Origin of the sequence: Nocardia sp. NPDC058058 (genome assembly GCF_042885355.1) — a bacterium.
GTDB lineage: Bacteria > Actinomycetota > Actinomycetes > Mycobacteriales > Mycobacteriaceae > Nocardia.
Map to the genome: position 1 here is coordinate 128338 of NZ_JBHVSA010000001.1, position 23821 is coordinate 152158.

The 23821-nt window shown below is 65.9% G+C and carries 19 protein-coding genes; 11 read left to right on the forward strand and 8 right to left on the reverse strand.

The features are described 5' to 3' along the window. Positions 1 to 142 precede the first annotated feature (142 nt). Positions 143 to 1723, forward strand: coding sequence for a succinic semialdehyde dehydrogenase (locus ACFVUS_RS00625; protein WP_387760999.1), 1581 nt, complete (start codon positions 143 to 145; stop codon positions 1721 to 1723). Here ACFVUS_RS00625 and ACFVUS_RS00630 read toward each other — a convergent pair. Continuing rightward, positions 1682 to 2491 carry a BTAD domain-containing putative transcriptional regulator gene (locus tag ACFVUS_RS00630; RefSeq protein ID WP_387761000.1) on the reverse strand — a complete coding sequence of 270 codons (810 nt, stop codon included), beginning with the start codon at positions 2489 to 2491 and terminating at the stop codon, positions 1682 to 1684. The two genes, ACFVUS_RS00625 and ACFVUS_RS00630, sit on opposite strands and share 42 nt — an antisense overlap. Positions 2492 to 2737: 246 nt before the next feature. Further along, positions 2738 to 4318 carry a long-chain-fatty-acid--CoA ligase gene (locus ACFVUS_RS00635; RefSeq protein ID WP_387761001.1) on the reverse strand — a complete coding sequence of 527 codons (1581 nt, stop codon included), beginning with the start codon at positions 4316 to 4318 and terminating at the stop codon, positions 2738 to 2740. Between the two features lie 301 nt (positions 4319 to 4619). Between ACFVUS_RS00635 and ACFVUS_RS00640 the strand changes: the two genes are divergently transcribed. From ACFVUS_RS00640 to ACFVUS_RS00660, 5 genes are read left to right on the forward strand one after another with little or no spacing between them, the layout of a single operon-like run. Then, positions 4620 to 8021: a beta-ketoacyl synthase N-terminal-like domain-containing protein gene (locus ACFVUS_RS00640; RefSeq protein ID WP_387761002.1), complete on the forward strand. Its 3402-nt coding sequence runs from the start codon at positions 4620 to 4622 to the stop codon at positions 8019 to 8021. Further along, positions 8018 to 8983 (forward strand): AfsA-related hotdog domain-containing protein, encoded by a 966-nt coding sequence (locus tag ACFVUS_RS00645; RefSeq protein WP_387761003.1) that lies wholly within the window; start codon positions 8018 to 8020, stop codon positions 8981 to 8983. The genes ACFVUS_RS00640 and ACFVUS_RS00645 overlap by 4 nt, the downstream gene beginning before the upstream one ends. Before the next feature lie 21 nt (positions 8984 to 9004). Continuing rightward, positions 9005 to 10321 carry an FAD-dependent oxidoreductase gene (locus tag ACFVUS_RS00650; RefSeq protein WP_387761004.1) on the forward strand — a complete coding sequence of 439 codons (1317 nt, stop codon included), beginning with the start codon at positions 9005 to 9007 and terminating at the stop codon, positions 10319 to 10321. A gap of 27 nt (positions 10322 to 10348) precedes the next feature. Then, positions 10349 to 12337, forward strand: coding sequence for an AMP-binding protein (locus tag ACFVUS_RS00655; protein ID WP_387761005.1), 1989 nt, complete (start codon positions 10349 to 10351; stop codon positions 12335 to 12337). Continuing rightward, the gene (locus ACFVUS_RS00660; RefSeq protein ID WP_387761006.1) at positions 12334 to 12501 is read left to right on the forward strand and encodes a hypothetical protein; all 168 of its coding nucleotides are present in this window, start codon (positions 12334 to 12336) and stop codon (positions 12499 to 12501) included. The genes ACFVUS_RS00655 and ACFVUS_RS00660 overlap by 4 nt, the downstream gene beginning before the upstream one ends. A 5-nt stretch (positions 12502 to 12506) precedes the next feature. Here the strand turns inward: ACFVUS_RS00660 and ACFVUS_RS00665 are convergent, their stop codons facing one another. Further along, the gene (locus tag ACFVUS_RS00665) at positions 12507 to 13868 is read right to left on the reverse strand and encodes an NAD(P)/FAD-dependent oxidoreductase (protein ID WP_387761007.1); all 1362 of its coding nucleotides are present in this window, start codon (positions 13866 to 13868) and stop codon (positions 12507 to 12509) included. A gap of 132 nt (positions 13869 to 14000) precedes the next feature. Here ACFVUS_RS00665 and ACFVUS_RS00670 point away from each other — a divergent pair, with 132 nt between their 5' ends. Next, positions 14001 to 15176 carry a hypothetical protein gene (locus ACFVUS_RS00670; RefSeq protein WP_387761008.1) on the forward strand — a complete coding sequence of 392 codons (1176 nt, stop codon included), beginning with the start codon at positions 14001 to 14003 and terminating at the stop codon, positions 15174 to 15176. A gap of 38 nt (positions 15177 to 15214) precedes the next feature. Here ACFVUS_RS00670 and ACFVUS_RS00675 read toward each other — a convergent pair whose 3' ends face one another. The 3 genes from ACFVUS_RS00675 to ACFVUS_RS00685 all read right to left on the reverse strand — a co-directional run bounded on the left by ACFVUS_RS00675 (position 15215) and on the right by ACFVUS_RS00685 (position 16963). Then, positions 15215 to 15703 carry a MarR family winged helix-turn-helix transcriptional regulator gene (locus ACFVUS_RS00675; RefSeq protein WP_387761009.1) on the reverse strand — a complete coding sequence of 163 codons (489 nt, stop codon included), beginning with the start codon at positions 15701 to 15703 and terminating at the stop codon, positions 15215 to 15217. 163 nt (positions 15704 to 15866) lie between these two features. Then, positions 15867 to 16439, reverse strand: a complete 573-nt coding sequence (locus ACFVUS_RS00680) for a hypothetical protein (protein ID WP_387761010.1) — start codon at positions 16437 to 16439, stop codon at positions 15867 to 15869. A gap of 239 nt (positions 16440 to 16678) precedes the next feature. Next, positions 16679 to 16963, reverse strand: coding sequence for a hypothetical protein (locus ACFVUS_RS00685; RefSeq protein ID WP_387761011.1), 285 nt, complete (start codon positions 16961 to 16963; stop codon positions 16679 to 16681). A 335-nt stretch (positions 16964 to 17298) separates the two neighbouring features. On the opposite strand from ACFVUS_RS00685, the gene ACFVUS_RS00690 reads away from it, so the two are divergent. Further along, positions 17299 to 18018 carry a hypothetical protein gene (locus ACFVUS_RS00690; protein WP_387761012.1) on the forward strand — a complete coding sequence of 240 codons (720 nt, stop codon included), beginning with the start codon at positions 17299 to 17301 and terminating at the stop codon, positions 18016 to 18018. A 250-nt stretch (positions 18019 to 18268) separates the two neighbouring features. On the opposite strand, the gene ACFVUS_RS00695 is transcribed toward ACFVUS_RS00690, so the two are convergent. Continuing rightward, on the reverse strand, positions 18269 to 18931 hold the full coding sequence (locus ACFVUS_RS00695) for a TetR/AcrR family transcriptional regulator (protein WP_387761013.1): 663 nt from the start codon (positions 18929 to 18931) through the stop codon (positions 18269 to 18271). Between the two features lie 250 nt (positions 18932 to 19181). Between ACFVUS_RS00695 and ACFVUS_RS00700 the strand changes: the two genes are divergently transcribed. After that, positions 19182 to 20450, forward strand: coding sequence for a PucR family transcriptional regulator (locus ACFVUS_RS00700; protein ID WP_387761014.1), 1269 nt, complete (start codon positions 19182 to 19184; stop codon positions 20448 to 20450). A 45-nt stretch (positions 20451 to 20495) separates the two neighbouring features. Here ACFVUS_RS00700 and ACFVUS_RS00705 read toward each other — a convergent pair whose 3' ends face one another. Further along, on the reverse strand, positions 20496 to 21836 hold the full coding sequence (locus ACFVUS_RS00705) for a lipase family protein (protein WP_387761015.1): 1341 nt from the start codon (positions 21834 to 21836) through the stop codon (positions 20496 to 20498). Positions 21837 to 22193: 357 nt separating this feature from the next. Here ACFVUS_RS00705 and ACFVUS_RS00710 point away from each other — a divergent pair, with 357 nt between their 5' ends. Further along, the gene (locus ACFVUS_RS00710) at positions 22194 to 22955 is read left to right on the forward strand and encodes an MlaE family ABC transporter permease (protein ID WP_387765340.1); all 762 of its coding nucleotides are present in this window, start codon (positions 22194 to 22196) and stop codon (positions 22953 to 22955) included. Continuing rightward, positions 22955 to 23821: an ABC transporter permease gene (locus tag ACFVUS_RS00715; protein ID WP_387761016.1), complete on the forward strand. Its 867-nt coding sequence runs from the start codon at positions 22955 to 22957 to the stop codon at positions 23819 to 23821. The genes ACFVUS_RS00710 and ACFVUS_RS00715 overlap by 1 nt, the downstream gene beginning before the upstream one ends.

Genomic DNA, 23821 nt, shown 5'->3' on the forward strand with positions numbered 1-23821 from the left:
AATCGGCCGGTAATCGGAAAAATGATCGCCGAAATGGCGTCGGAATTTCTCGGCGATTACCGGGCAGTTTCCGAGTCATGGTGGCGTATCACATTTTTGGGATACTTTATCGGTTACACAGTTCGACGTCAGGAGTGCGGCAATGCCCGTTCCAGAATCTCATACCTTCGATCGACTTCGCGAACTCGCCGCCCTCACCGAACCGGCCGCCCGGCCGACCCGGGAGATCACCGAAGTATTCACGGGCAATCGGCTCGGCGACATCCCGGTGGGAACCGTCGCCGACGTGGACGCGGCATTCGCCAAAGCGCGTGTGGCACAGCGGGAATGGGCAGCGCGCGGCGTCCGGGAGCGGGCGGCGGTGTTCGAGCGGTACCGCAGCCTGATCTTCGACAACCGTGAATTCCTGATGGACCTGCTACAGGCCGAGTCCGGTAAGGCCCGCGCCGTGGCCAATGCGGAAGTGCTCGGCCTGGCACTGGCCACGCAGTTCTACGCGCGGGTCGCAGCGCGACTGCTGCGGCCGTACCGGGTACCCGGACTGTTCCCGATGCTCGTGAAAACCGTTGTCTACCAACGCCCCAAGGGTGTGGTCGGATTCATCTCGCCGTGGAACTACCCGATGCTGCTCTCCATCGGCGACGCGGTGCCCGCATTGCTGGCGGGCAATGCCGCGGTGCTGAAACCCGATGGCCGCACACCGTTCTCCCTGCTGGCGAACGCCGAATTGCTCTACCGCGCCGGGCTGCCCCGCGATCTGCTCGCGGTGGTGCCGGGGGAGGGCACGGTCGTCGGCACTCGAATCGCCGACAGCTGCGACTATCTGATGTTCACCGGTTCCACCGCCACCGGCCGGATCCTGGCGCAGCGCTGCGCGGGCCGCCTGATCGGATTCTCCGCCGAGCTCGGCGGTAAGAACCCGATGATCGTCACCGCCGGCGCGGATGTGGATACGGTCGCCGAGGCGGCGCTGCGAGCCTGCTTCGACAATGCCGGGCAGCTGTGCCTGTCCGTGGAACGAATCTACGTCGACCGCGCCATTGCCGATCGGTTCACCGACGCCTTCGTCGCCGCCACCCGGCGGATGAAACTCGGTGCCGCATACGACTTCTCGACCACGATGGGCAGTCTGATCTCCGCCGATCAGCTCGAGCGCGTCGCCAAGGCCATCGCGGACGCGAAATCCAAGGGCGCGACGGTGCTCGCCGGTGGCAACGCGCGCCCCGACCTCGGTCCGCTGTTCTTCGAGCCGACCGTGCTCACCGGTGTCACCGATGAAATGGATTGCGCGCGAGCGGAAACCTTCGGCCCGCTGGTCGCGATCTACCCGGTCGATTCGATCGATGAGGCGGTAGCCCGGGCCAACGATTCCGAATACGGCCTCAACAGCAGCGTGTGGGCGGCGTCGAAGCGGGAGGGCGAGGAGATCGCCCGGCGGCTCGGCACCGGTTCGGTGAACGTAGACGAGGGCTATGTGCCCTCCTTCGGCAGTATGGGCGCGCCGATGGGCGGGGTCGGCGCGTCCGGTATCGGCCGCCGCAACGGTGTCGAGGGTCTGCTCAAGTACACCGAATCGCAAACGGTGGCGACCACCAGATATCAGAATCTGGATACGCCACCGTTCCTGTCCGATGAGCAGTGGCAGCGGCTGATGATTCCGCTGGCGAAGCTGGTGAGCCTGCTACCGGGTCGCGATGTGCCGCCACGGACCCGAAGGGTCTGAGCTGCAGACGAATTCGAGCCCCGGATCCTGCGACAGTATTCGCTGATGCAGTCGTTGCAGATCCATCTGGGGTTCGATGCCGAGCCGGTCGACGAGCGCGCCGCGGGCGCGCTGGTACGCCTCCAGCGCGTCCACCTGGCGACCGGATCGGTACAGCGCGAGCATGTACTGCTTGCAGAACGTCTCGCGCATCGGGGCGGCCGCGGTCAAAACCTTGAGTTCGGGCGTGATCTCGCGATGTCGCCCGCTGGCGAGTTCGGCTTCGAAACAGGCCTCGTAGGCATTGAGTCGCTCATCATCGATGGCGGTCAGCTCGCTCCAGCGGATTCCGCTCTCGGCCAGATCGGCCATGGCCTGCCCGCGCCACAGCCCGACCGCCTGCCGGAACAGTACGCGCGCGAATTCCGCTGAGCCGGAATGAAGTTCGGCGTTGCCGCGCTGTACGAGTTGCCGGAACAGGCAGAGGTCGACCGCATCGGGATCGACCCGCAGCAGATATCCCGGCTCCTGGGTCAGCAGTACGGTGCCGTCGGCGTTGTCGCGCGGGGTGAGCGCCTTGCGGATCGCGGACACCGCGTTCTGCACGATCTTGCGGGAGGTCGCCGGTGGATCGTAGTTCCACAGCGCGTCGCGCAGTTGGCTGGCCGGTACGACTTGATTGTTGTGCAGCAGCAGGTATCCGAGTACCGCTCGCGGGGTCACGCCACCCAACCGGATTTGCCTGCCGCTGTCCAGGACGTCCAATTCACCAAGAATGCGAAATTCCACAACCGTCGCCTCTCGCCTTGCGCCACGAGTGTAATTTCGAAGCGAAATCACGCCTGGCTGAAACCGGGTCGGAGCCACGTCCTTGTAACCCAAGCAGGATCTTATAATGTCGTGCGCGATATTTCGCATCGCCTGATACGCGATGCGCGATCATTGTTAGATGTTCCAATATCGGGGCCGCGTGCCTTGGGATACCGAACAATGATGTTCGCCCCGGCACGCGGCCCCCGAACTATTTACTTTCGGTCAATTAATTGCGCGCTCCCGGCCCTTCCAGAACTTCTCCCGGAGTTGCCGGTGCAGAATCTTTCCGGTCGCATTCCGCGGAATGTAATCGATGAATTCGAAATTGCGGGGCAGTTTGAACTGCGCGATCTTGCCGCGCAGGAACTGCGCCAGTTCCCGGCCGGTGAGCTGGTGCCCGGCGTGCACGGCGACGAAGGCGTGCACCACCTCGCCCCAGCGATCGTCCGGGACGCCGATGACCGCGGCCTCGCGCACCGCGGGGTGATCGTTGATGACGTTCTCGACCTCGGCGGGATAGACGTTCTCACCACCGACGATGATCATGTCCTTGATCCGGTCGCACAGGTACAGATAGCCCTCGGGATCGAGCCAGCCCGCGTCGCCGGTGCGCAGCCAGCCGTCGACCACCGTGCGCGCGGTGGTATCGGGCTGATTCCAATAGCCGATCATGGTGGCGCGGCTGCGAATCAGCACCTCGCCGATCTCGCCCTGCGGCGCCGGCTCACCCGCGCTGTCGACCACCGATATCTCGAACCCCGGGCACGGATACCCGGCCGAGCGCAGTCGCGGATTGCCGACCACATGCTCCGAGGGCGGCAGAAAGCTTATGACGGAACCGGTTTCGGTCATGCCGTAGAACTGCACGAAGCCGCAGTCGAAGCGTTCCATGCAGGCGGCGAGCAGGGTCTCGGGAATGGGCGATCCGCCGTAGGCCGCCAACCGCAGATGTTCGAACGCGTCCTTGGTCGCCGCGGGTTCGGCCAGCACCAGCGCGAACATCACCGGCACCCCGACGAACGCGGTGACATGCCTGGTGAGGATGAGCTCCATGGCCAGGCCCGGGGCGAACTCGGGCATGAGAATGCTCGGGACGCCGGCGAACAGGCCCTGCATCACCCAGGCCAGACCGGCGATATGGAAGCTCGGGATGGCCACCAGCAGGCAGTCGTTCTCCTGGACGTCGAACCAATCCACTTCCGGCGAGACCAGCGCGGCGCGCGCGGCGTAGATGCTGCGCTGACCGATCACCACGCCCTTGGACAGGCCGGTGGTGCCGCTGGTGTACATCTGGATGAACGGATCGTCCGGGCCGATCTCGGCTTCCGGGCCGGAATCGTCATGGCCGTCAAGCCATTCGGTGAACCCGCCCGGCCCTTCGATGCGCACCACCGGTGTCTGGGTGCCCGCGTCCGACTGCGCCTTGGCCACCACCTCGGCGGCGGCATCGTCGACGAACAGCAGCTTGGCGCCGGAATCGCGCAGGATGTGCGCGATCTCGGTCGCGGTCAGCACCCGGTTGACCGGGATGAGCACGGTGCCGCTCTTGGCCGCGGCGATCAGCAGTTCGTAGAGGTGTTCGGAGTCCTTGCCCACGTAGGCCATGCGATCGCCCTTGCGCAGACCCATCGCCCGCAGCGCGTTCGCCGCGCGGCCCGAACTCCGGTCCAGTGCGGCGAAGTCGATCGATCGCTCCCCGCACACGATGGCGATATCATTCGGCCGCGTTCGCGCTCGCTCGCGAATGATATCGGCAAAGTTGCCCGGGATCTCGATCGATTCGATTTCTTTCTGCGAAACCATCACAACCTCGAAACTGTCGTCACGATGAATCGAGCCCCGATATCTTTAAAGGCAGTCGGGCGCCTCAATTCTGGATCGCGATTGATTTTAGCCGTGCCCCGGTAATTGGCCGGTAATCGACCGGCACGCTGTTCGGGGCGGTATTCGGGAATGTTTTCGGCTATGTCCAGGCAATTACCGGACAATGGGCTCGCGTCGCATGGGCCACCCTAAGGTAGGCAATGTGATGGCAACAAGCCGGTCGGTCGATAACGCGCGGTAGCGCGGCGCGACCGGTTTCGAAGGATACGAGGTTTGCCGAATGTCGCAGGATGATCTGAACAGTGCGCCGGGGTCCGTTCGCTCGCGGGATTCGGTGGGCGGCGCGCTCGGCGAGCTGCGCCGCCGCTACCTGGACGAGCAGGATCGGCTGCTCACGGACATGATCCGGCGTCAGGTGGATCGGGTGCTCGGCGACTTCGCGCCGGAAAACATCGATCCCGCAACGCGTTTCGAGGACCTGGGGTTGGACTCCCGGACGGCGGTGGAACTGCGCGACCGGGTCGCGGCCGAGACCGGTATCGCACTGCCCGCCGCGGTGATCTTCGACCACCCGACGGTCGGCCAATTGGCCGGACACGTGCGCACGTGTATCGAAACCGGCACGGCCGCAGAGTCTTCCGAGCTATCGCTCGCGCCCGTGGACCTCGACGAGGATCCGATCGTGATCGTGGGCATGGCGTGCCGGTTTCCGGGCGGGATCGCCGCACCCGAGGACCTGTGGCGGGTGGTCTCTTCGAAAAGCGATGTGATCGAGGACTTTCCGGCCGATCGCGGTTGGCCGCTGGACGCCATATATGATCCCGAACCCGGTATTCCGGGAAAGTCGTATGTCCGCGAGGGCGGATTCCTCGATGGCGCAGGCGAATTCGATGCCGGATTCTTCGGGATATCGGCGCGTGAGGCGCTGGCGATGGATCCGCAGCAGCGCCTGGTGCTCGAACTGGCCTGGGAGGCGCTCGAACGCGCGCGCATCAACCCGCAGTCGTTGCGGGGCAGCGATACCGGGGTGTTCCTGGGGATCAACGATATGGGCTATCGATCCCTGCTGAGCGCGGGCCCGGAGCTGGCCGGCGCGGAAAGCTATCTGCTGACCGGCAATATGCCCGCGGTCGCCTCCGGCCGGATCGCGTATTTCCTCGGATTGCAGGGACCGGCGGTCTCGATCGACACCGCGTGCTCATCCTCGCTGGTCGCCCTGCACCAGGCCGCTCGATCGCTGCGATCCGGGGAATGCGCGCTGGCGCTGGCGGGCGGGGTGACGGTGACGATGTCGCCGCTGGGCTACGTGTTCTTCTCGGCCCAGCGCGGTCTGGCGCGAGATGCCCGCTGCAAGTCCTATGCCGCGGCGGCCGATGGCACGTCCTGGTCCGAAGGGGCCGGACTCGTTGTGCTGGAGCGGCTTTCGGACGCCCGGCGCAACGGTCACCCGATCGCCGGGGTGATCAGGGGCAGCGCGATCAATCAGGACGGCACCTCGAACGGCCTGACCGCGCCGAACGGTCTGGCCCAGCAGCGGGTTATCCGGCAGGCGCTGGCCGATGCGGGCCTGACGGCCACCGAGGTGGATGTGGTCGAGGGACACGGCACCGGGACGGTGCTCGGTGATCCCATCGAGGCGCAGGCGCTGCTGGCCACCTATGGGCGGCGGCCCGCCGAGCATCCGCTGCTGCTCGGATCGATCAAATCCAATATCGGGCATACCCAATCGGCGGCGGGCATGGCCGGGTTGATCAAGATGCTGCTGGCGATGCGGTACGGGACGGTGCCGCCGACCTTGCACGTCGATGAGCCGTCACCGCATGTCGATTGGTCGGCCGGGCATATTCGGCTGGTCACCGACGCACAGCCGTGGCCCGAGCACGGCCGTCCGCGCCGGGCGGGTATCTCCTCGTTCGGTATCAGCGGCACCAATGCGCACGTGATCGTGGAATATGATCCCGATCTCACCGAATCGGTTGCGGTTCAGCCGGATCGATCCGATGAGCTGTCGGTGTGCGTGCTGTCCGGGAAGACCGGGCCGGCCTTGCGCGGTCAGGCACGGCAGCTGCTCGCCGCCTGCGAAGGCGATCCGGGGACCGGCGTCGTCGATATCGGACTGTCCACGGCGACCACGCGCGCCGCATTCGACCATCGAGCCGCCCTGGTGGTGGGCAGCCGGGCCGAACTGGTGGCGGGGCTCGCGATGCTGGCCGAGGGGACCTTCGCGTCGGCGGCGATCACCGGGCGCGCGGCGGCGGGTAAGACCGCGATGCTGTTGCCCGGCCAGGGCAGCCAGGTGCTGGGCATGGGCCATGAGCTGTACCGGGCGTTTCCGAGGTTCGCCGCGGAATTCGACGACCTGTGCGCGGCATTCGATCCGCATCTGGACCGCCCGCTGCGCGAGGTCGTTTTCGGGACCGGCGGGGCGGGGCCCGAGCTATTGGACCGCACCGAATACACCCAGCCCGCACTGTTCACGATCGAGGTGGCACTGCTGCGCCTGCTGCAATCCTGGGGAGTGGCACCGGATTTCATCCTCGGGCACTCGATCGGTGAGTTGGCCGCCGCGCACTTCGGCGGCGTCTTCGACCGCGCGGACGCCGCCGCGGTGGTGGCCGCGCGCGGCAGACTGATGCAGCGGTTGCGCCCCGGCGTCATGATGTCGGTGCGCGCGTCCTACCTCGAGGTCGCGGAATCCATTGCGGGACAGGAATCCGCGGTGTCCATCGCGGCGAGCAACGGTCCCAATGCGACCGTGCTGGCGGGCGACGCGGACGCGGTGACCGCACTGGCCAAGCACTGGCGCGAACGCGGGCGGCGCACCAAACGACTCCAGGTCGAAAGAGCCTTCCATTCACCGCATCTGGACGAGATCCTCGACCAGTACCGGGCGGTGGTGGCCGCGGTCTATCCGCGACCGTCATCGATTCCGCTGGTGTCCAATGTGACCGGGCGAATCGCGACGGCCGAACAGCTGTGCTCGCCCGACTACTGGGTCAGCCAGGCGCGACAGGCCGTGCGATTCCATGACGGCGTCGAATTCCTCACCGGTGCCGGGGTATCCACGTTCCTGGAGATCGGCCCCGGCGAGGTGCTGTCCGGGATGGCTCAGGAATGCCTCCCGGACGGCGGGCGAATCACGATCGCCACCCTGCGCAAGGGGCAGCCGGAGGCCCGAAGTCTATTGCGGGCCATCGCCGCCGCCTGGGCCGCGGGCACACCGTTGGACTGGGCCGAGGTGTACGCGGGCCGCGAGGCGGTGGCGATCGATCTGCCCACCTACGCGTTCCAACATCGCCACTACTGGATCGGGGCCGAGGTGGCCGCTGTTGGCTACACCGAACAGCGGGCCGAAGCCGATTCGGGACCCGATCCGGCACAGGAGTTCCGGGACACCCTGGCCGCGCTGGCCGAATCCGAACGGCTCGACTACGCGATGACGGTGGTGCGCGCCCAGATCCAGGAGATCCTGATCGATCAGGACACCGATTTCGACGCCGACCGCATCCTGTTCGAAGTCGGGTTGACCTCGCTATCGCTGCTGGAGCTACGCAGTCGGCTCAATCATGTTGCCGGAACCTCGATCTCGCTGGGCAGTCTGATCGACGCGCCGACCATTCGCGGTGCCGCCCGCCTGATCACCGGTATCGCCGCCCCCGCGCTGCAGGAGGTGGCGCGATGACCCCGACGACCGCGACCGGCCTGAGCTTCGAGCAGACGGTGCCGTGCGCGCTGGCACATCGCCGCGCGCTGGGTGAGGTATTCGTCGCCGACACCGCACCGGCCGATATCGACGGATTCCTGGCCGCCATTCAGATTCCGCGCGCCCATTCGCTGTATTTCGACCGGCTGGTGGACTACCACGATCCGCTGTCCACCGTGGAGGCCATCCGGCAGGCGATGATCGTGGTGGGACACCGGTATCTGAACGTCCCGGCCGGAACCCCCGCCAGTCTCCAGCAATTGGAGTTCGAGGTCGAAGACCTGAGCGCCTACCGCGATGCCGCGAATGTTCCGCTGGAAGGCATCGTGCGGGCGAGCGCCGGGCTGGCCGGTACCTTCGGCGACTCGGCGGGCACCTTCTTCGAGGCCCAGCTCAGCATCGGCGGCGTGCGGGCGCTGACCCTGCGGGGCGGCGGGATTCAGTTTCCGGCGGATACCTACCGGGAGATTCGCGAGCTACAGCAGGCCGGTCGGCCCATGAACGATGAATCCGCGGGCGCGGCGGTGGAACCCATCGCGCCCGCCGCGGTCGGCAGACGCGACCCGCGCAATGTCGTTGTGGGAGAACCGATACCGGGCGATGAGCCCCGGATCCCGCTGATCATCGATCAACGTCACCCCTCCTTCTTCGACCATCCCTACGATCACGTCCCCGGACCGCTGCTGATCGAGGGCTGCCGACAGGCCGCCATCGTGGCGGCGGTGGCGGCGGGCGCGCTGGATTCCCCGATCGCCGCCGTCACCGGCTGTGCCACCACCTTCACCGGATTCGCCGAACTCGGCGGGCTCATCGATTTCACTGCCGCGGCCGAGCGCGATCCCGATACCGGGGGAGCCGTGGTCGAACTCGACCTGCACCAGTTCGGCGCGCGAATCGCCCAGTGCCGTATCGAACTCGCGCCCTACCCGGCCACCGCCTGACCACACAGAGGAGTCACCACAATGGATCGTTCGGCAAACAACAGCGGTAAGAGATTCGCGGTGGTCGGTGGCGGCGTCGCCGGTATCGGCGCGGCCTACCAACTGCACCTGGCCGGTCACGAGGTCGACCTGCTGGAACGAAACCCGGTGCTGGGCGGGCGTTTCGGCGTCGATACGCTCGGTGATCGCCCGGTCATGATGGGCGGCAAGAACATCAGCCGCACCTATACCGAACTGCGCGGCTTCCTGGCCGCGATGCGGGCGGACAAATTCGAGTACTTCGGCGTCAACACCTCCCGCCTGATCAACGGCGAACTCGTCACCTTCGACAGCAAGAACAGCCGGTTCGACCTGATCCGCAAATTCACCAAACTCGGTGCGCCGCTGGATCTGCTGAAGCTGCTGGTCCTGATGATCACCATCAAACGCGATGAGAGCAATCGGTTCCTGGGCGGTGAGACGTTCTCGCGCATCGGGGCGCGCCGCGATCACAAGCCGCTCACCGCGTACTTCGGCGGATCGCTGGTGAACAATATGTTCCGGCCGCTGACGGTGCGGCTCAACGGCGCCGAACCCGATGAGATGTACCTGGGCAACTTCAATGTGAACCTGAGCCTGGCCAGCACTTTCGACCAGCTGACCGACGGCATTCAGCCCGCGCTCACCGAATTCGCGAAACTGGTTACGGTGCGGCCGAATTCGACGGTCGAATCGCTGGTCATCGAGGACGGGCGGGTGACCGGCGTCCAGCTCGCGGGGAATGGCAAAGCGCCGGAGGTGCTTTCGTACGACGGTGTCGTGCTGGCCGCGCCCGCCTATGCCGCCGCCGATATCGTGAAATCGAGCCTGCCCGACCTGAGCGAGCTATTGGCCGAGGTCAGATACTTCCCGGCCGCGGTCGCGGTGGTCGAATACGATCGCCCGGTCTTCGATCAGGTGGTGCGCGCCATCGCCCTGGACGGCGGCCGATGCAGCAATGCGGGCGTCTACGGCGTCAATGATCTGAATATCGTGCGATACACCTTCAGTGGTCGTGCGGCCCGGCCCATGCCGACCGAGGCGGGCCTCGCGTCCTGGCTCGACGAGGCCGAGGAGCTCATCAAGGGCCTGCTGAAGATCGAGGGCTCGCTGAACCGGGTGCATGCGGTGACGCACATCTGGGATGCCGCCTACTGCGCGTATCTGCCGTTCTACGGCGGCTTCCTGTCGAAGGTGCGCACCGAGGTGGGCCGGGTGCACGGCCTCGAACTGGCCGGTGACTACGTCAAGGGAGCGCCACTGGAGGCGTGCTTCCGTTCCGGCCAGGAAGCCGCGAAGAACCTGTCGCGCCACGGGTGATCCGGCGCAGAATCGAAGTGAGAGACCATGATTTCCTACATCGACCTGGTGCGCTCGGGCGCGCGGGTCCATGGCGACGAGACGCTGTACACCTACCTGCTCGACGGTGAAACCCGCGAATCATGTTTGAGCTGGGCGCAATTGGATCTGCGTGCCCGTGCGATCGCGGCGGAGTTACAGGCGCGCGGACTCGAGGGTAGTCGCGTACTGCTCGTCTTCCCGGCCGGAATCGATTACGTCGTAGCGTTTTTCGCCTGCCTGTACGCGGGTGTGCTCGCGGTGCCCGCCTACCCGCCCGAACTCAATCGCTCGGTATCGCAGCTGCGCGCCATCATCGCGGACGCCGGCATCGAGGTCGCGCTCACCGCCGCGGGGGTGCACGCGCGCCTGGATACCTTCATCGCCGTCGAACCCGCGCTCGCGCCGCTGACCTGGATCGTCACCGAACAGGTGCCGGATGAGCGGGCGGTGGACTGGGTGCAGCCCGAATTGACCTGTGACAGTGTGGCTTTCCTGCAATACACCTCCGGCTCGACGTCGGCGCCCAAGGGGGTCATGGTCACGCACGGCAATCTGCTGCACTGCGGTTCGGTATTCGCCCGGCTCGTCGAACCGGGTGCGCCGATCCTGAGCTGGCTGCCGCAGTATCACGACCTCGGACTGTTCTTCGGTCTGCTGCAACCGGTGTACGGCCGCAATCCGATCATCATGATGTCGCCGCTGGATTTCCTGCGCCGGCCCGCGCGCTGGGTCGAGGCGATATCGCGGTACCGGGTGCGGGCGACCGCGGGCCCGAATTTCGCCTACGACCTGTGTGCCCGCCGCACCACCCGGCAGGAGGTCGAACAGCTGGATCTGAGCTGCTGGCAGGTGGCGATCAATGCCGCCGAACCGGTGCGGGCGGCCACCCTGGACCGCTTCGACAAGGTGTTCGCGTCGGCGGGATTTCGCAGTTCGGCCCATCTGAATCTGTACGGTCTCGCCGAAGGGCTGGTGCTGACCACCGGTCCGGTGGGCGATGCTCCGCAGGTCGAGCGGTTCGACGCGCGCTCGCTCGGCGGCGGCGTGGCCGTGCCGTCCCGGGAGCGGGGCAACGGGCTGGCGCTGGTGAGCGCGGGCCGGGCCGTCGCGGGGCAGCATGTCCTCGTCGTGGACGAGGAGTCCGGCGCCGAATGCGCCGCCGGGCGGGTGGGGGAGATCTGGGTCGCGGGCGGCAGCGTCGGCATCGGCTACTGGGATCGGCCGGTGGACAGCGTGGAAACCTTCGGGGCGACGCTGTCCGACGGCAGCGGTCCGTTCCTGCGCACGGGTGATCTCGGATTCGCCTATGACGGACAGCTTTTCGTCACCGGACGGCGTAAGGACGTCATCATCATTCGCGGCCAGAACACCTATCCGCAGGATCTCGAGCGCAGCGCCGAGGAATGCCATCCGGCGTTGCGTCCGGGATGCGTCGCGGCCGTCGATATCGGCACCCGCGCGGAGAGCGAGGGCGATCATCTGGTCATCGTGCAGGAGGTGCGCCCCGATTTCACCGGTGATCTCACCGCCGCCGTCGCGGCCATCCGGCGGGCGATCGCCACCGAACACGCGCTGCCGCTCTATGCCATCGTGCTGATTCGCCCCGGCCTGATACCGAAGACGTCGAGCGGTAAGATTCGTCGCGGCGAGACCCGGAAGATGTTGCTGTCCAACGAATTCGACGTGGTCCACGAATGGTGGCTGGCGGATCCGGCGACGGACGGGCTGGACCACGCCGATATCGAAGCCTGGCTCAAAGCCCGGTTGTCCGCCCGCTTCGACCTGAACCCCGCGGAGATCGACATCCGTGCCCCCTTCGCGGAGTTCGGCCTGAACTCCGCCGAGGCCGTGGAGATCGCCACCGATCTCGCCGACTGGCTGCGCTTTCCGATCGCGACCGTGGTCATGTGGGATCACCCCACCATCGAGGGCGTCGCCCGCCACGTGTCCACCGCGATGCGGCGGCACACCCGGTTATCGGGGGAGGGCGTGTGACGATCCGCCGCGGCTGGACGGCCCGACTACTGCGCATACTCCCGTATTTCGCATCCCTGGCCGGGACGGCGTTGACCGAACCGTTGCCGCACAACCAATCCCGAGTTCCGCTGTCGGACACCCTGGAGGTCGACGCGGCCGGGGTCTGGCCGCGGCGGCGCTAGCGTGATCAGTCGGTGTCCGAGATCGCCTTCAGCACCACCGGCACCTCGGCGGCAGGCAGATAGCAACTGGTCTGTTCGAAGCCGCCGATGGTGTGCGCGGCGTAGTCGCCGTAGCCGATGCGCAGGAAATCGTCACCGCTGAGGCCGTGCACGGTCCAGTCGAAGGCGACCCGGGCGCGGGCCACGACCGTGCGCAGCGCCATCAGGTGGTAGCCGCGGGCCGCGAATTGCGCCGGGATACCGCGCAATCCGATCTTCAACGGCCGGGCGACGGCGTCACGGCCGCCGAGGTCGACCACCATGCCGAGATCGGGATGCCGGTACGGTTCGACCGGTCCGCCGCGCAGGGTCGCGAGCAGATTCTTGGCCAGGTGCCGACCCTGGCGAATGGCGTGCTGTGCGGTGGGCGCGCAGGATTTACCGTCGCCCTCGGCCAGATTGGGAACCGCGGCCGCGTCGCCGCACGCCCACACGCCGTTCAGGCCCGGCACCGTGAGATCGGGCGCGGCGACGATGCGGCCCTTCTCGGTGGCCGCGCCCAGATGTCCGGCCAATGGGCTCGGCGCGACGCCCGCCGTCCACACCAGGGTGCGCGTGCGAATGTGCCGTCCGTTGGTGAGGGTGACACCGTTCGCGGTGACCTCTTTCGCGGACGCGCCGGAGATCAACTCGATACCGCGTTCGGCCAGAATGCGTTTGGTCTCCCGGCCGAGCCGCTCCCCGAGTTCGGGCATGATGCGATCGCCGTGGGTGACCAGATGCCAGCGCACCATATCCGGGTTCAGGCGCGGGAAATAGCGGCGCGCGGCCGCCTGGGTGACCTTGTTGAGCACCGCGGTGGTCTCGGTGCCCGCGTAGCCCGCGCCGATGGTGACGAAGTTGAGCCGTTCCCGGTCCTCGTCCTCCTCACCGCGCACGGCGGCGATATCCAACTGCCGCAGTACGTGATCGCGCAGGTGCATGGCCTCGGCGAGGGTTTTCATGCCGAACCCGTGCTTGTCCAGGCCCGGGACATCGAGCACGCGGGTGATGCTGCCGGGCACGAGCACGAGATGGTCGTAGGCGAGCGCGAATTCCCCGCCCGTCGGCCGCTGCACGATGACCTGCCGCGCTGCCGGTTCCACCCCGATGGCGGTGCCGGGCACAACCTCGGTGCGGCGCAACACCCTTCGCAGCGATACCGAAACCGATCGCGGATTGAGCACGCCCGAGGCCACCTGCGGTAGCAGCGGCAGATAGAGTAACCCGGCGACTGGGGTGATGAGCTGGATGAACGCTTCCTCGGGCCGGAGGTGGCGTTCGAGGTACCGGGCGCATTCGACACCCGCGAAACCACCGCCGATGATCACGATCTTCGATGGCTCCACCGGTTCACGATAACAACCGAAGCAGCCGCCGTCTGCCCGGAACGCGGATCGGAAAAGTTGGTCTTTCGACCAATCCTTGTGGTGCGGCATAACGAACCGCTGAAGAAGTGTTTTCGAACAGAGGTTGATCGGATGCGGGTTTTCGGCGGGATTTCAGCGGAGCGGTCGGTGGTGCGCGGGGTGCTGCTGCCGGATTCGACGGACAGGCAGCGGGATTCACCCGCGCTGGAATATCCGATTCAGGATGAACCGGTGGACACCGTCACCCTCCGGGTGCTGGACGCGCTGGAGCGGGAGGCACCGGAGCTCGGCGATGTGGCGGTCGTGTATCGATCCGCGACTGAGCGGCGAGCCACGGTCTCGGCGCTGGCGGGCGGGAAATGGCAACGCGCCTCGCATGTCTCGATCAAGGCCGCGCTGCTGGCGCTGGCGCGGGAAGCGGCGGGCACCGGGAATCTGATGGTGCTCGAACTGCTGGACAATCACACCGCGTTCGTGCTGGTGGGCCCCGGGCGCACCCGGATATTCGCGGCGGATTCCTGGCCCATCGGCGTCGTCGGCGCGCACAGCACGCAGGAGGCGATCGAGCGCATCCGGCCGATCTCCGATGCCAGTGGGGTCCGGCCCGACGCGATTCTCATCTGCGGTGCGGTGGCGAATGACGCGGCCGTCGCCGATGCGGTGCGGCTCGGCTTCGCCACACCCGTCGCCATCGCGCCCGATGCCGCGAACGCGGTGGCCCGGGGTGCCGCACTGGTGGCGGCGGAGCAGCTGCGTGAGCTGGATGCCGATGCGCCCGAGGGGAATCGACGGGCGGGCCGGGTATTGCTCGGGGCCGCCGCCGTCGCGGCCACACTGGCCGCCGTCGGTGTCACGGTCGTGCAGATTCGGGAGCACTCCACGCCGGTGGCCCAGGTCCATCTGGAACCCGCGGGCACGGGGAACGCCATGCCGACCACGACCGAAACGCCTGTGCCGGAACCGATCGCGACGATCCCTTCGCCCGATTCGGCCACCGATGTGCCCGCGCCGATCGCGACCGCGCCGCCGCGGCATGCCCGTCCGGCGCCCACCACCGATTCCGCCGCGACCGGCACCGTGGATCCGACCACCACCATCGATCCGGCCACCATCGATCCGACCACCGCGAATGGCCTGGCCACCCCCACCACGGTCGGTGCGCCGGATGCGAACTGGCTGTTCCCCGGCGAATCTCCGCCGCCGCCCGCCGGTTCGGATCCGGCGCTGGTCCAGGCCTGGTGGGATAACCATCTGATGCTGAAAGAGCGTTGGCTGCACGGGAATTAGCGTGTGTCGGAATCGCTCGGTCGCGGGGACCGGTGGGTTCAGTTGCGGGGATACGGGTCGATATCGCGCAGGCGCTGGCGGTGGACGCGCTGTAGTTCGCCCGCGCGGTTGAGGAAGGTCGCGATCATTTCCAGTTCGGCGGGGTCGTACCAGTTGAGCATCATCTTGTAGCCCTCGTCGACCAGCGATGAGATCAGTTCCTGCACTCGGCGGGCGGCCAGATCCGTGGCCACCACGATGACGCGGCGGCGGTCGGTGGGGTGCAGGGAGCGGGCGATATAGCCCTGCTTCTCCAGGCGGTTGAGCATTATCGTGGCGCCCGCGGCGGTCAGGCCGAGGCGTTCGGCGAGCATGCCGGGTGTGGTGGATTTGCCGTCGCCGAGCAGGACGATTTCCAGTGCGCGCCGGTCGGTTTCGTTGACGCCCAGCAGTCGGATCAGTTCGCGGGACAGGTCTTCGAGTGTTCCGTGGTAGAACTCGAGAGCTCGTCTGAGCTCTACCGCGATCCGATCGGGTTCGGTTGACATCGGACGCACGGGCTCCCAACCTCGAACACTTGAAACATGAAACCTCTCAACGGAACTCATCGGCCATGCCTGCGACGCGATGGCCGATACGATAGTGTGCACCAATGCCGGGACTGGGCTGGCTTCAACAGCCCAGTCCCGGCATATTCTCATCCCGCTCGGATCAGCTGACGGCGGTGCTGGTCAGTGTCGGGGACGGGTTCGGGTAGCACGCGGTCGCGACATTGCCGACGAACGCCACCTTGGTCGTCATCGTCATACCCGGATTGGCATAACTGGTTCCCGCGTACTTGCTGGTGATCGGCGTTCCCGGGGTACCGGCCGTGACATTGATGGTCACCGCCGGCGGGGTGAAGCTGGTGCCGCCCGCGATCGGGCCCGGCACGGTGAGCACGACATTGCCGCCCGAGGTGCTGACCGTGCCCGCCACGGTGCCGCCCGACGCGGTGGCCGAGACCAGTGTCGAATTCGCCGGGGTCGGGAACGTCATCTTGAGGTTGCTGATATTCGTCACGCTGAACCCGGAGGCCGAACTCGGCACCGATGACACACCCGGGGTGAGGGTGATGGCCACCGCGGACCCGGAGGCGGCGGTGGCCGGCGCGGTCCCGTCGACCGAGGTGCTCATGCTCGAGGTCTGCCCGATACCGAAGATGGTGCCCTGACAACTCCAGTTCAGGCTGACCGACGCCGCATTCGCGGGAGCCGCCAAACAGAAGACGGTGGCAAGCGCCATCGGAGTTACAACACCGGCACGAAGCAGCACGGATGCGATTGATCTCATGACTATCTCCAAATACGCGAAGCATCGATGCGACCTGGAATCCGAGTCGCACCGTAAGGGATCTAAAATGTAACCTGTTCTCATCTGGAGGCGGCCGAAATCGGAAATAACGGTTTGGTATCGATGGACCCCTCGGGCTCGGATCGGTATGTAGTTATCCGCTATTAAATATTCACTCTGGAAAGTTAATTTCACAAAGTCTTCGGCGTAGATTTTTCGGTCCGATGCGGTTCGTTCGCATGTATTGCCAGTTCAGGGCTGGTTTTCATCGAACACGTCAGGGTGGATTGGTCGGCGCTTCCGATGTCGTGAATCGGCTCCCTGTCGCCACCTGTAATGGTGGCATCGCATCTGCCGGAGATATCGGCAACGTTACGCAGGCGCAAATGCAATTGCGTTACGTTGTCGTTGTCGGAGGTTTTCCCTGGATTTCCATCAATTCGATGACCTGCTTCGAATAGCGGCTGGATAGGCAATGTTTCGTCTGTGCGCGTCCTTCGCGGCGCGGGCCCGGGGGAGTGCTGTCTCGGTTGCCGCGAGGGTCCAGCATCCGCATCGGCTCAGCCGGAGGCGCCTCGCCTCGCGGCGGCGCTGCGTGAGACCGGGCTCCGGGACCGTAATCTGTCTGTTATGCGGTATATGCATGAACGCCCGGTGAATTCCAGATTGACCTGGTGATTTGTGCTGTGTATCGAGTCACTTAAGGGTCTACATCCGTTGCCTGCCCGTGATCTCAAACTTACAGTTTGCTTATCAATAGCTAACCCGGCGATTGGTTCTTTATCTGCAAGCTGAAGTTAGAGGTAGGGCAATGATCAAGACCAGGTTCGCCGCGGTTGCCGCACTGGTATCGGCGGTATCGATGATTACCGCGGCGGTGGCACACGCCGATCCGATCGCCGACGCGGCGGACGCGATCCACTACACCGCGTCCGCCACCGACAGTTCCGCGATCATCTCCACCGATATCGGATCGCTCGATGTCGAGGACGGCCGCTTCGAGATCAAGGCGCCCGGCGGCGCGGTCGTGGCCGGCACCGAATTGTCCTTCCGCGTGGACGATTTCGTCTTCCCGATCGCCGCCGCGATCCGCGACAACACCGCCACCCTGACCCCGCTGTTCGATCTCCAGCACGCGTCCTACCGTCCCGTCGCGCTGCCCTATCAGGACACCGCGCCGTGGAAGACCCCGTATGACCGGGAGCAGGCCGCGTGGAATCGCATGAAGGACACCATCAGTGTCGGCGCGACCATCGGCACCCTGGTCGGCGGCATCGGCGGCGGCGCGGTCGGTTGCGCGCTCGGCGGTCTCGCGGTCGGCACCGGCGCGTCCCTGGCCACCGGCATTATCGGCGGCCTGTTCTTCTTCCTCCCCGGCGCGGTGGTCGGCTGCCTCGCGGGGGCCGCGGCCATGGGCGCGCTCGGCGCGATCGCGGGCATGATCCTGGTGACCGCGCCGGTGGCCATCGCCGCCGCCGTGCAGTACTTCACCACGATCAACGAACCCTTCACCCCGGCGCCCGCCAAATAGCGAGCCCGAAAGACGAAGTGCCCGAGCATAATTTGCTGCTGATTTGCGGCAAATCATGCTCGGGCACTTCTGCAATTACTCCACCCCGATCGAGGATCACCTCTGTCCGTCGATTCAGCGGACCGCGGAATGGCTGCCTCGGGGAGTTGGCCGACGGTATCGATCCATTGACCGAGACATCAACTGTACGATACCGTATCGTATGTTTACGGTCGGGATGCCGCGCGATCCCACCTTGGCGAGGGGTCGATCAGTCCGCGATGTCGTCGGTGCTGCTGCCGAGCAGGGTGAGGGCGGCGTAGGACAGGGTGGGTTCGATATCGGGCAGGGCGGCCGCGTCACGCGATTGCAGGCATTCGCGGATGCGGTCGTCGATACCGCCCATGAGGAGTTCGATGACCGCGTCGGGCAGCTGCCCGGTGAGTTCGCCCTGTGCGACGGCGAGTTCGCGGGCCGCGCGCATGCGTCCGGCGAACACGGACATCAGGCGTCTGCGGTATTCGGTGAAAGCCGGTCCGGCCGCGAGGGCTTCGATGTGCAGGGCGCGGGCGGCGGCCGGGTCCTCGGCCAGGATCCGCAGGTAGGCGGCGAGTGCGGTGCGCACCAGTTGCCGCCAATCCAGTTGCCCCGCAGCCGCAATGGCGGTGTCGAGCCGGGTGGTGGCGATCTCGATCAGCACTTCGAAGGCCGCGGCGAAGCAGGCCTCCTTCGAATCGAAGAGTTCGTAGAAGGTGCGCCGGGAGATCTTGGCGCGCGCCACCAGATCGGCGACGCTGACCGCGTTGTATCCGTGTTCGGCCACCGCGTCGATGATGGCGAGATACAGCCGCGCCAGCTGCGAATCGGCGACTTCGGCACGCGTCAGCCGGTGCGGGCCGCGCGGCAGTCGCTCGGGGGTGGCGGGCGCGTTCACCCGGTCACGATAGCAACGTGGCGGCGCGGAATCGCCGGGCGTGGCGATGTGGTCGCGGTAAGGCGTGAACTGGCCCACACGGATAGTGCGGGCAAGTGGGGTACGTTAGTGTTTTCAACGGGCGGTGCGACCGCTGGACCGGGGTGGGTCGATCCAGACGAGGAGTTCGAGATTATGCAGTTGACCTGGCGAACGATGCGGGCGATGCCGCCCGCGCCCGCATCCGCATGACTTCTCGGGGTGGTTGCCGATGACGATCGCTCCGCCGCGATTGGCGGCGCACGCGCCCATAGTCGCGCGGCTGATCCCGCGCATTCCGGAGATCGCGCTCGAGGTGCGTGATGTCTGCGTGGACGCCATGCCGGTGCACGCCGCGGCGACCGAAGGCTATTTCGCCGCGGATGTGCGGCCCGCGATCTATGCCTGCTGTACGGGTTATCTACGCGCGCTGGAGGAGTCCAGATCGATTTCCCGGGAGGAGATCGCGCGCATCCTGATTCCGGTCGGGGAGCGGCATGCGGCCGGTAATCGCATCGGGCTCTCACTGCTGATGTCGGCGCTGCACAGCGGTGCCGGACATCTGTGGTCGCTGGTGGCCGCGGCGGCGGAACCGGCCGATGCGGCCGATCTCGCCGCGTTCACCGAGCACCTTTTCGCGTACACGGGTGAGGTCAGTTCCGTGCTCGCCGAAACCTATATCGACAGTGAACAATTGACGTATTCGGGGGATGTGCTGGCGCGGCGGGCATTGTGCGCCGCGCTCCTGAAAGGCGATCCCGTCGATGACCTCGCCGTGCGGGCGGATATCACCCCGGCTGATCGCTATCACGTTGTGGCACTGCATATCCGGTCGATCGATGGCCTGTCCGGTCCGGGTGCGCAGCTGGGTGCGCGGCGCAGATTGCGGCTCGCGCAACAGGCGTTCGATCATTTCGCGGGCGGGCCGGTTCTGAATACGTTCGACGGAACCGCCGGGATTGTGCTGTTCGCCGCCGACACCTTGGACGCCGATCAGTCGGGTGATGCGGTCGAGCAGCTTATTTCCATGCTGGAGCGTCGATTTCACGTGGACACCCATGCGGCGCTCTGCCGCGATATCGGCCGCGCGGAACTCGCGGCGGCCGGTGATTCCTGCCGTCAGGTCGCCGAACTCGCGCAACTGCTGGGCCGTCCCGCCGGGCTCTATCATCCGGACGATTTTCTGCTGGAACAGCAGATCACCCGTCCCGGTCCGGCGCGGGAACGGATTGCGGCACTGCTCATTCCGCTGCGTGAACACCCGCACCTGATCGAGACATTGGAAATGCACGTCCAGTACGGCGGAGCGGATCGTAAAGCCGCGGCGGACAAGATGTTCATCCATCCCAATACCTTCAGCTACCGGCTGCGCCGCGTCGCCGAGTTGACCGGCGTGGATCCATTGCAGCCGAATGGATTTCGATTGCACGCGGCGGCGGTGGTGATCCATCGCATCGATCGGGCCAAATTCCGGATCGGTGCGGAAGCCGCGCCGGAATAGTCGATCCGGGCCGAGGGCCGCGATGAAGTTCGCGGCCACGATCGATCACGCCGCGCGCTGTCCACCGATATCGCTGCCGCGCAACGCGTTACGCCGCACCCGGGCGCGCAGCGGCCGTCCCAGCAGCACGCGCAGGAGGGTGGCCGCGCTCGCGAGCTGGCCACGCGGCCCGGGAGTCGAAGTAACCACGGTCCACACGGTTTTCGTGCTCGATTCCTCGACCGGCAGGCCTGCTATCCGGGCGGCGAGCCAGTCCAAGACCAGCGGGGTGGACAGCGGCATCAGTGAGCCGTGTTCGCTGAGCCGGTCGCGCAGGTAGGTCACTCGCGCTCCGCCCGCCAGATACCGCTCGACCTGCCCGTCGACATCGTCGACATGGATGATCTGGTCGTGCACCGCCTGTACGACGAGCAATGGGCAAGCGGGAGTGTGCATTCCGAGGCGCACATCGTCGAGCATCTCCTGCATCGCGGGTCGGGCGAGCAGGTTGGCCAGCGTATCGGTGCGCAGGTATCTGTCGACGCTGTGGCGGGCGAATCGCATGACGATCGCGAGCGGATTCATCCTCGCCGCGCGATCGAGGTGACGCAGCCCCTCGGGGGTGGTCTGTTCGTCGACCACCGCCCCCAGCGCCGGATACAGCGGAACCAGTCCGGCGATGACCATCAGGGCGAGCCCGGCGAACCAGCCGCCGTTCAATCGCATTACGGCGGCGCGGAAATCGCCCACCGGCGAACCGAGCGCGGCTCCGGCGATATTCAGCTCCGGACTGTAGATCGGGGCCATTTCCGCCGCCCACGAACTCGCCATCCCGCCGCCGGAGTAGCCCCACAGCACCACGGGTGTCTGCGGCGGCAGCCCCAGTCGATCGAATCCCAGGGTGGCGCGAATGCCGTCGAGCACCCGGTAGCCGGGTTCCCGGGGTGCGCCGAACGCGCCGCGCATACCTTCGTGGTCGGCCATGGTCACGGCCCAGCCGCGCGCGAGAGCGCCTGCCACGAACAGCCATTCGAGCTGGGACAGCGATCCGAGCGCCCGGGCGCGGCGGCGCAGGGCGTAGGACGGGAAGCAATGTTCGCTGACCGCGTCGATGGCGCATTGGAATGCCAGCAGCGGCCGCGGTTCGGCGGGATCGGACCCGTACGGCAGGAAGACCGTGGTGACCGCGGTCTCCGGCGCACCGTTCAGATCGTTGCTGCGGTACAGCAGCTGCCAGGCGGTCACCTGCTGCGGGATCAAGCCGAATTGCGCGATTTCGACTGTGCGAGAGCGCAGTACGGTTCCCGGCACGGCGTTCGCGGAATCATCCGGCGGTAGATAGAAGGGGTCGGCGGAGGGCAGTAGCGGTTTGCTTCCGCGTGTGACGACATCATCGGCGATGCCCATAACGAACCTCCGTGGAAATTAAACGGCCGACAACAGCGGCGCGACATAGCTCAATTCGAGGACCTATAGGTCGATTCCATCGTGTCAGATCCAATACCCCGAAAAAACACCGCGGATCCATTTTGTCTTGTGAGACAAAAGATCCCCCTGATCTTCTTCGCGGCGTGCAGTGACCGCCGGACCGGCGTCCGCGAGACTTGGCAGTCGATCGATGCGGTTGTAAACAACAGATGACGGTCCGGGGTGGGTGACGTGTCTGTGTATCCGGCACGCGCAATGACAGGCGGTATTTTGATTTCGGTGGTCCCTGCGCTGAATATCGTGAAGGAGAATTTCTCCGGCACGGTGATCGCGAGCATGCGAACATTCGGCCGATCCGTGCAGATCGGCGTGGAGTCGATTATCGGCGCGGCCACCGATGTCACCCGTCGCAAGTTCCAATGGCGCGAAATGATTCTGCAATGCTGGGCATTGCTGACGGTCACCACCATTCCCGCGATTCTGATGGCCATTCCGTTCGGCGTCATCGTCTCGGTGCAGGTCGGCAATCTCATCCATCAGCTGGGCGCGGATTCGATGCTGGGCGCGGGCGGCGGGCTCGGCGTCATCAAACAGGGCGCTCCGATGGCGACCGGGTTCCTGCTGGGCGGTGCGGGGGCATCGGCCATTGCCGCGGATCTGGGGGCGCGCACGATTCGCGAGGAGATCGAGGCGCTCAAGACGATGGGCATCGATCCCATTCACCGCCTGGTGATTCCGCGCATGGTCGCCATGGTGATCGTCGCACCGCTGCTCAATATTCTGATTATCTTCGTCGGCATTCTGACCGGCTATGTGATGGCCATCGCGAGCCTGGGCGTGACGCCCGGCAGCTACTGGGCGACCTTCGGTTCCTTCGCGACGGTCGCCGATGTCTGGGTGTCCCTGGCCAAATCGATCATCTTCGGTTTCCTGGTCGTGGTCATCGCGTGTCAGCGCGGACTCGAGGCCAAGGGCGGTCCGCGCGGGGTGGCCGATGGCGTCAATGCCGCGGTGGTGATCTCGGTGGTGTCGATCGTGCTGGTGAATCTCGCTATGACACAGGTGGTGTCGATGTTCCTGCCGACCAGGATCGCGTGATGACGGCGTCATCGTTCGCGCCGAGGGGCTTGGGCTGGGCCTATCGCGGGTATCAGCGCAGGCATCGGCTGCTGGATCCGGTGCGCACGTCCGGGTTCGCGCTCGGTTTCGCGTGGGAGGTGTTGCGCGCGATTCCCTTGGCGCTCACCCACTATCGCGCCCAGACCATTCGCACCATCACCGATATGACCTGGGGTCGCGGTTCGCTCATCGTGGGCGGCGGCACCGTGCCGATGCTGATCATCCTCGGCCTGGCCATGGGTGCGTCGGTGGGCATCGAATCCTTTGTGACGCTGGACATGATCGGTATGGGACCGATCACCGGCGTGGTGTCCGCCTTCGCCACCACCCGGGAGATGGCCCCCATCGCCGCGGCCATCGGCTTTGCGGCACAGGCGGGTTGCCGCATGACCGCCGAAATCGGTTCCATGCGCATATCGGAGGAGATCGACGCCATCGAGGCGCTGGGTCTGCGCTCGATTCCGTTCGTGGTCACCACCCGCGTGGTGGCGGGGGCCATTGCGATCGTGCCGACCTTCCTGATGGCGCTGATCCTGAGCTACGCCTCGTGCCGGGTGCTCATCACCGTGCTGCACGGGCAGGCGGCCGGGGTGTACGACCACTATTTCTTCCAGTTCGTGAGCGGCTTCGACGTGATCGCCGCGGTGATCAAGGTGATGGTGTTCAGCGTGCTGGTGATCCTGATCCACAGCTACAAGGGCTTTTTCGCCACCGGCGGACCCGAGGGGGTCGGTATCGCCTCCGGGCATGCGGTGCGCGCCAGTTTCGTCGCGGTGATCGCCGCGGACATGGTGCTGAGCATCGTGCTGTGGGGATTCAACTCACCGATCAGTTTCACGGGGTAG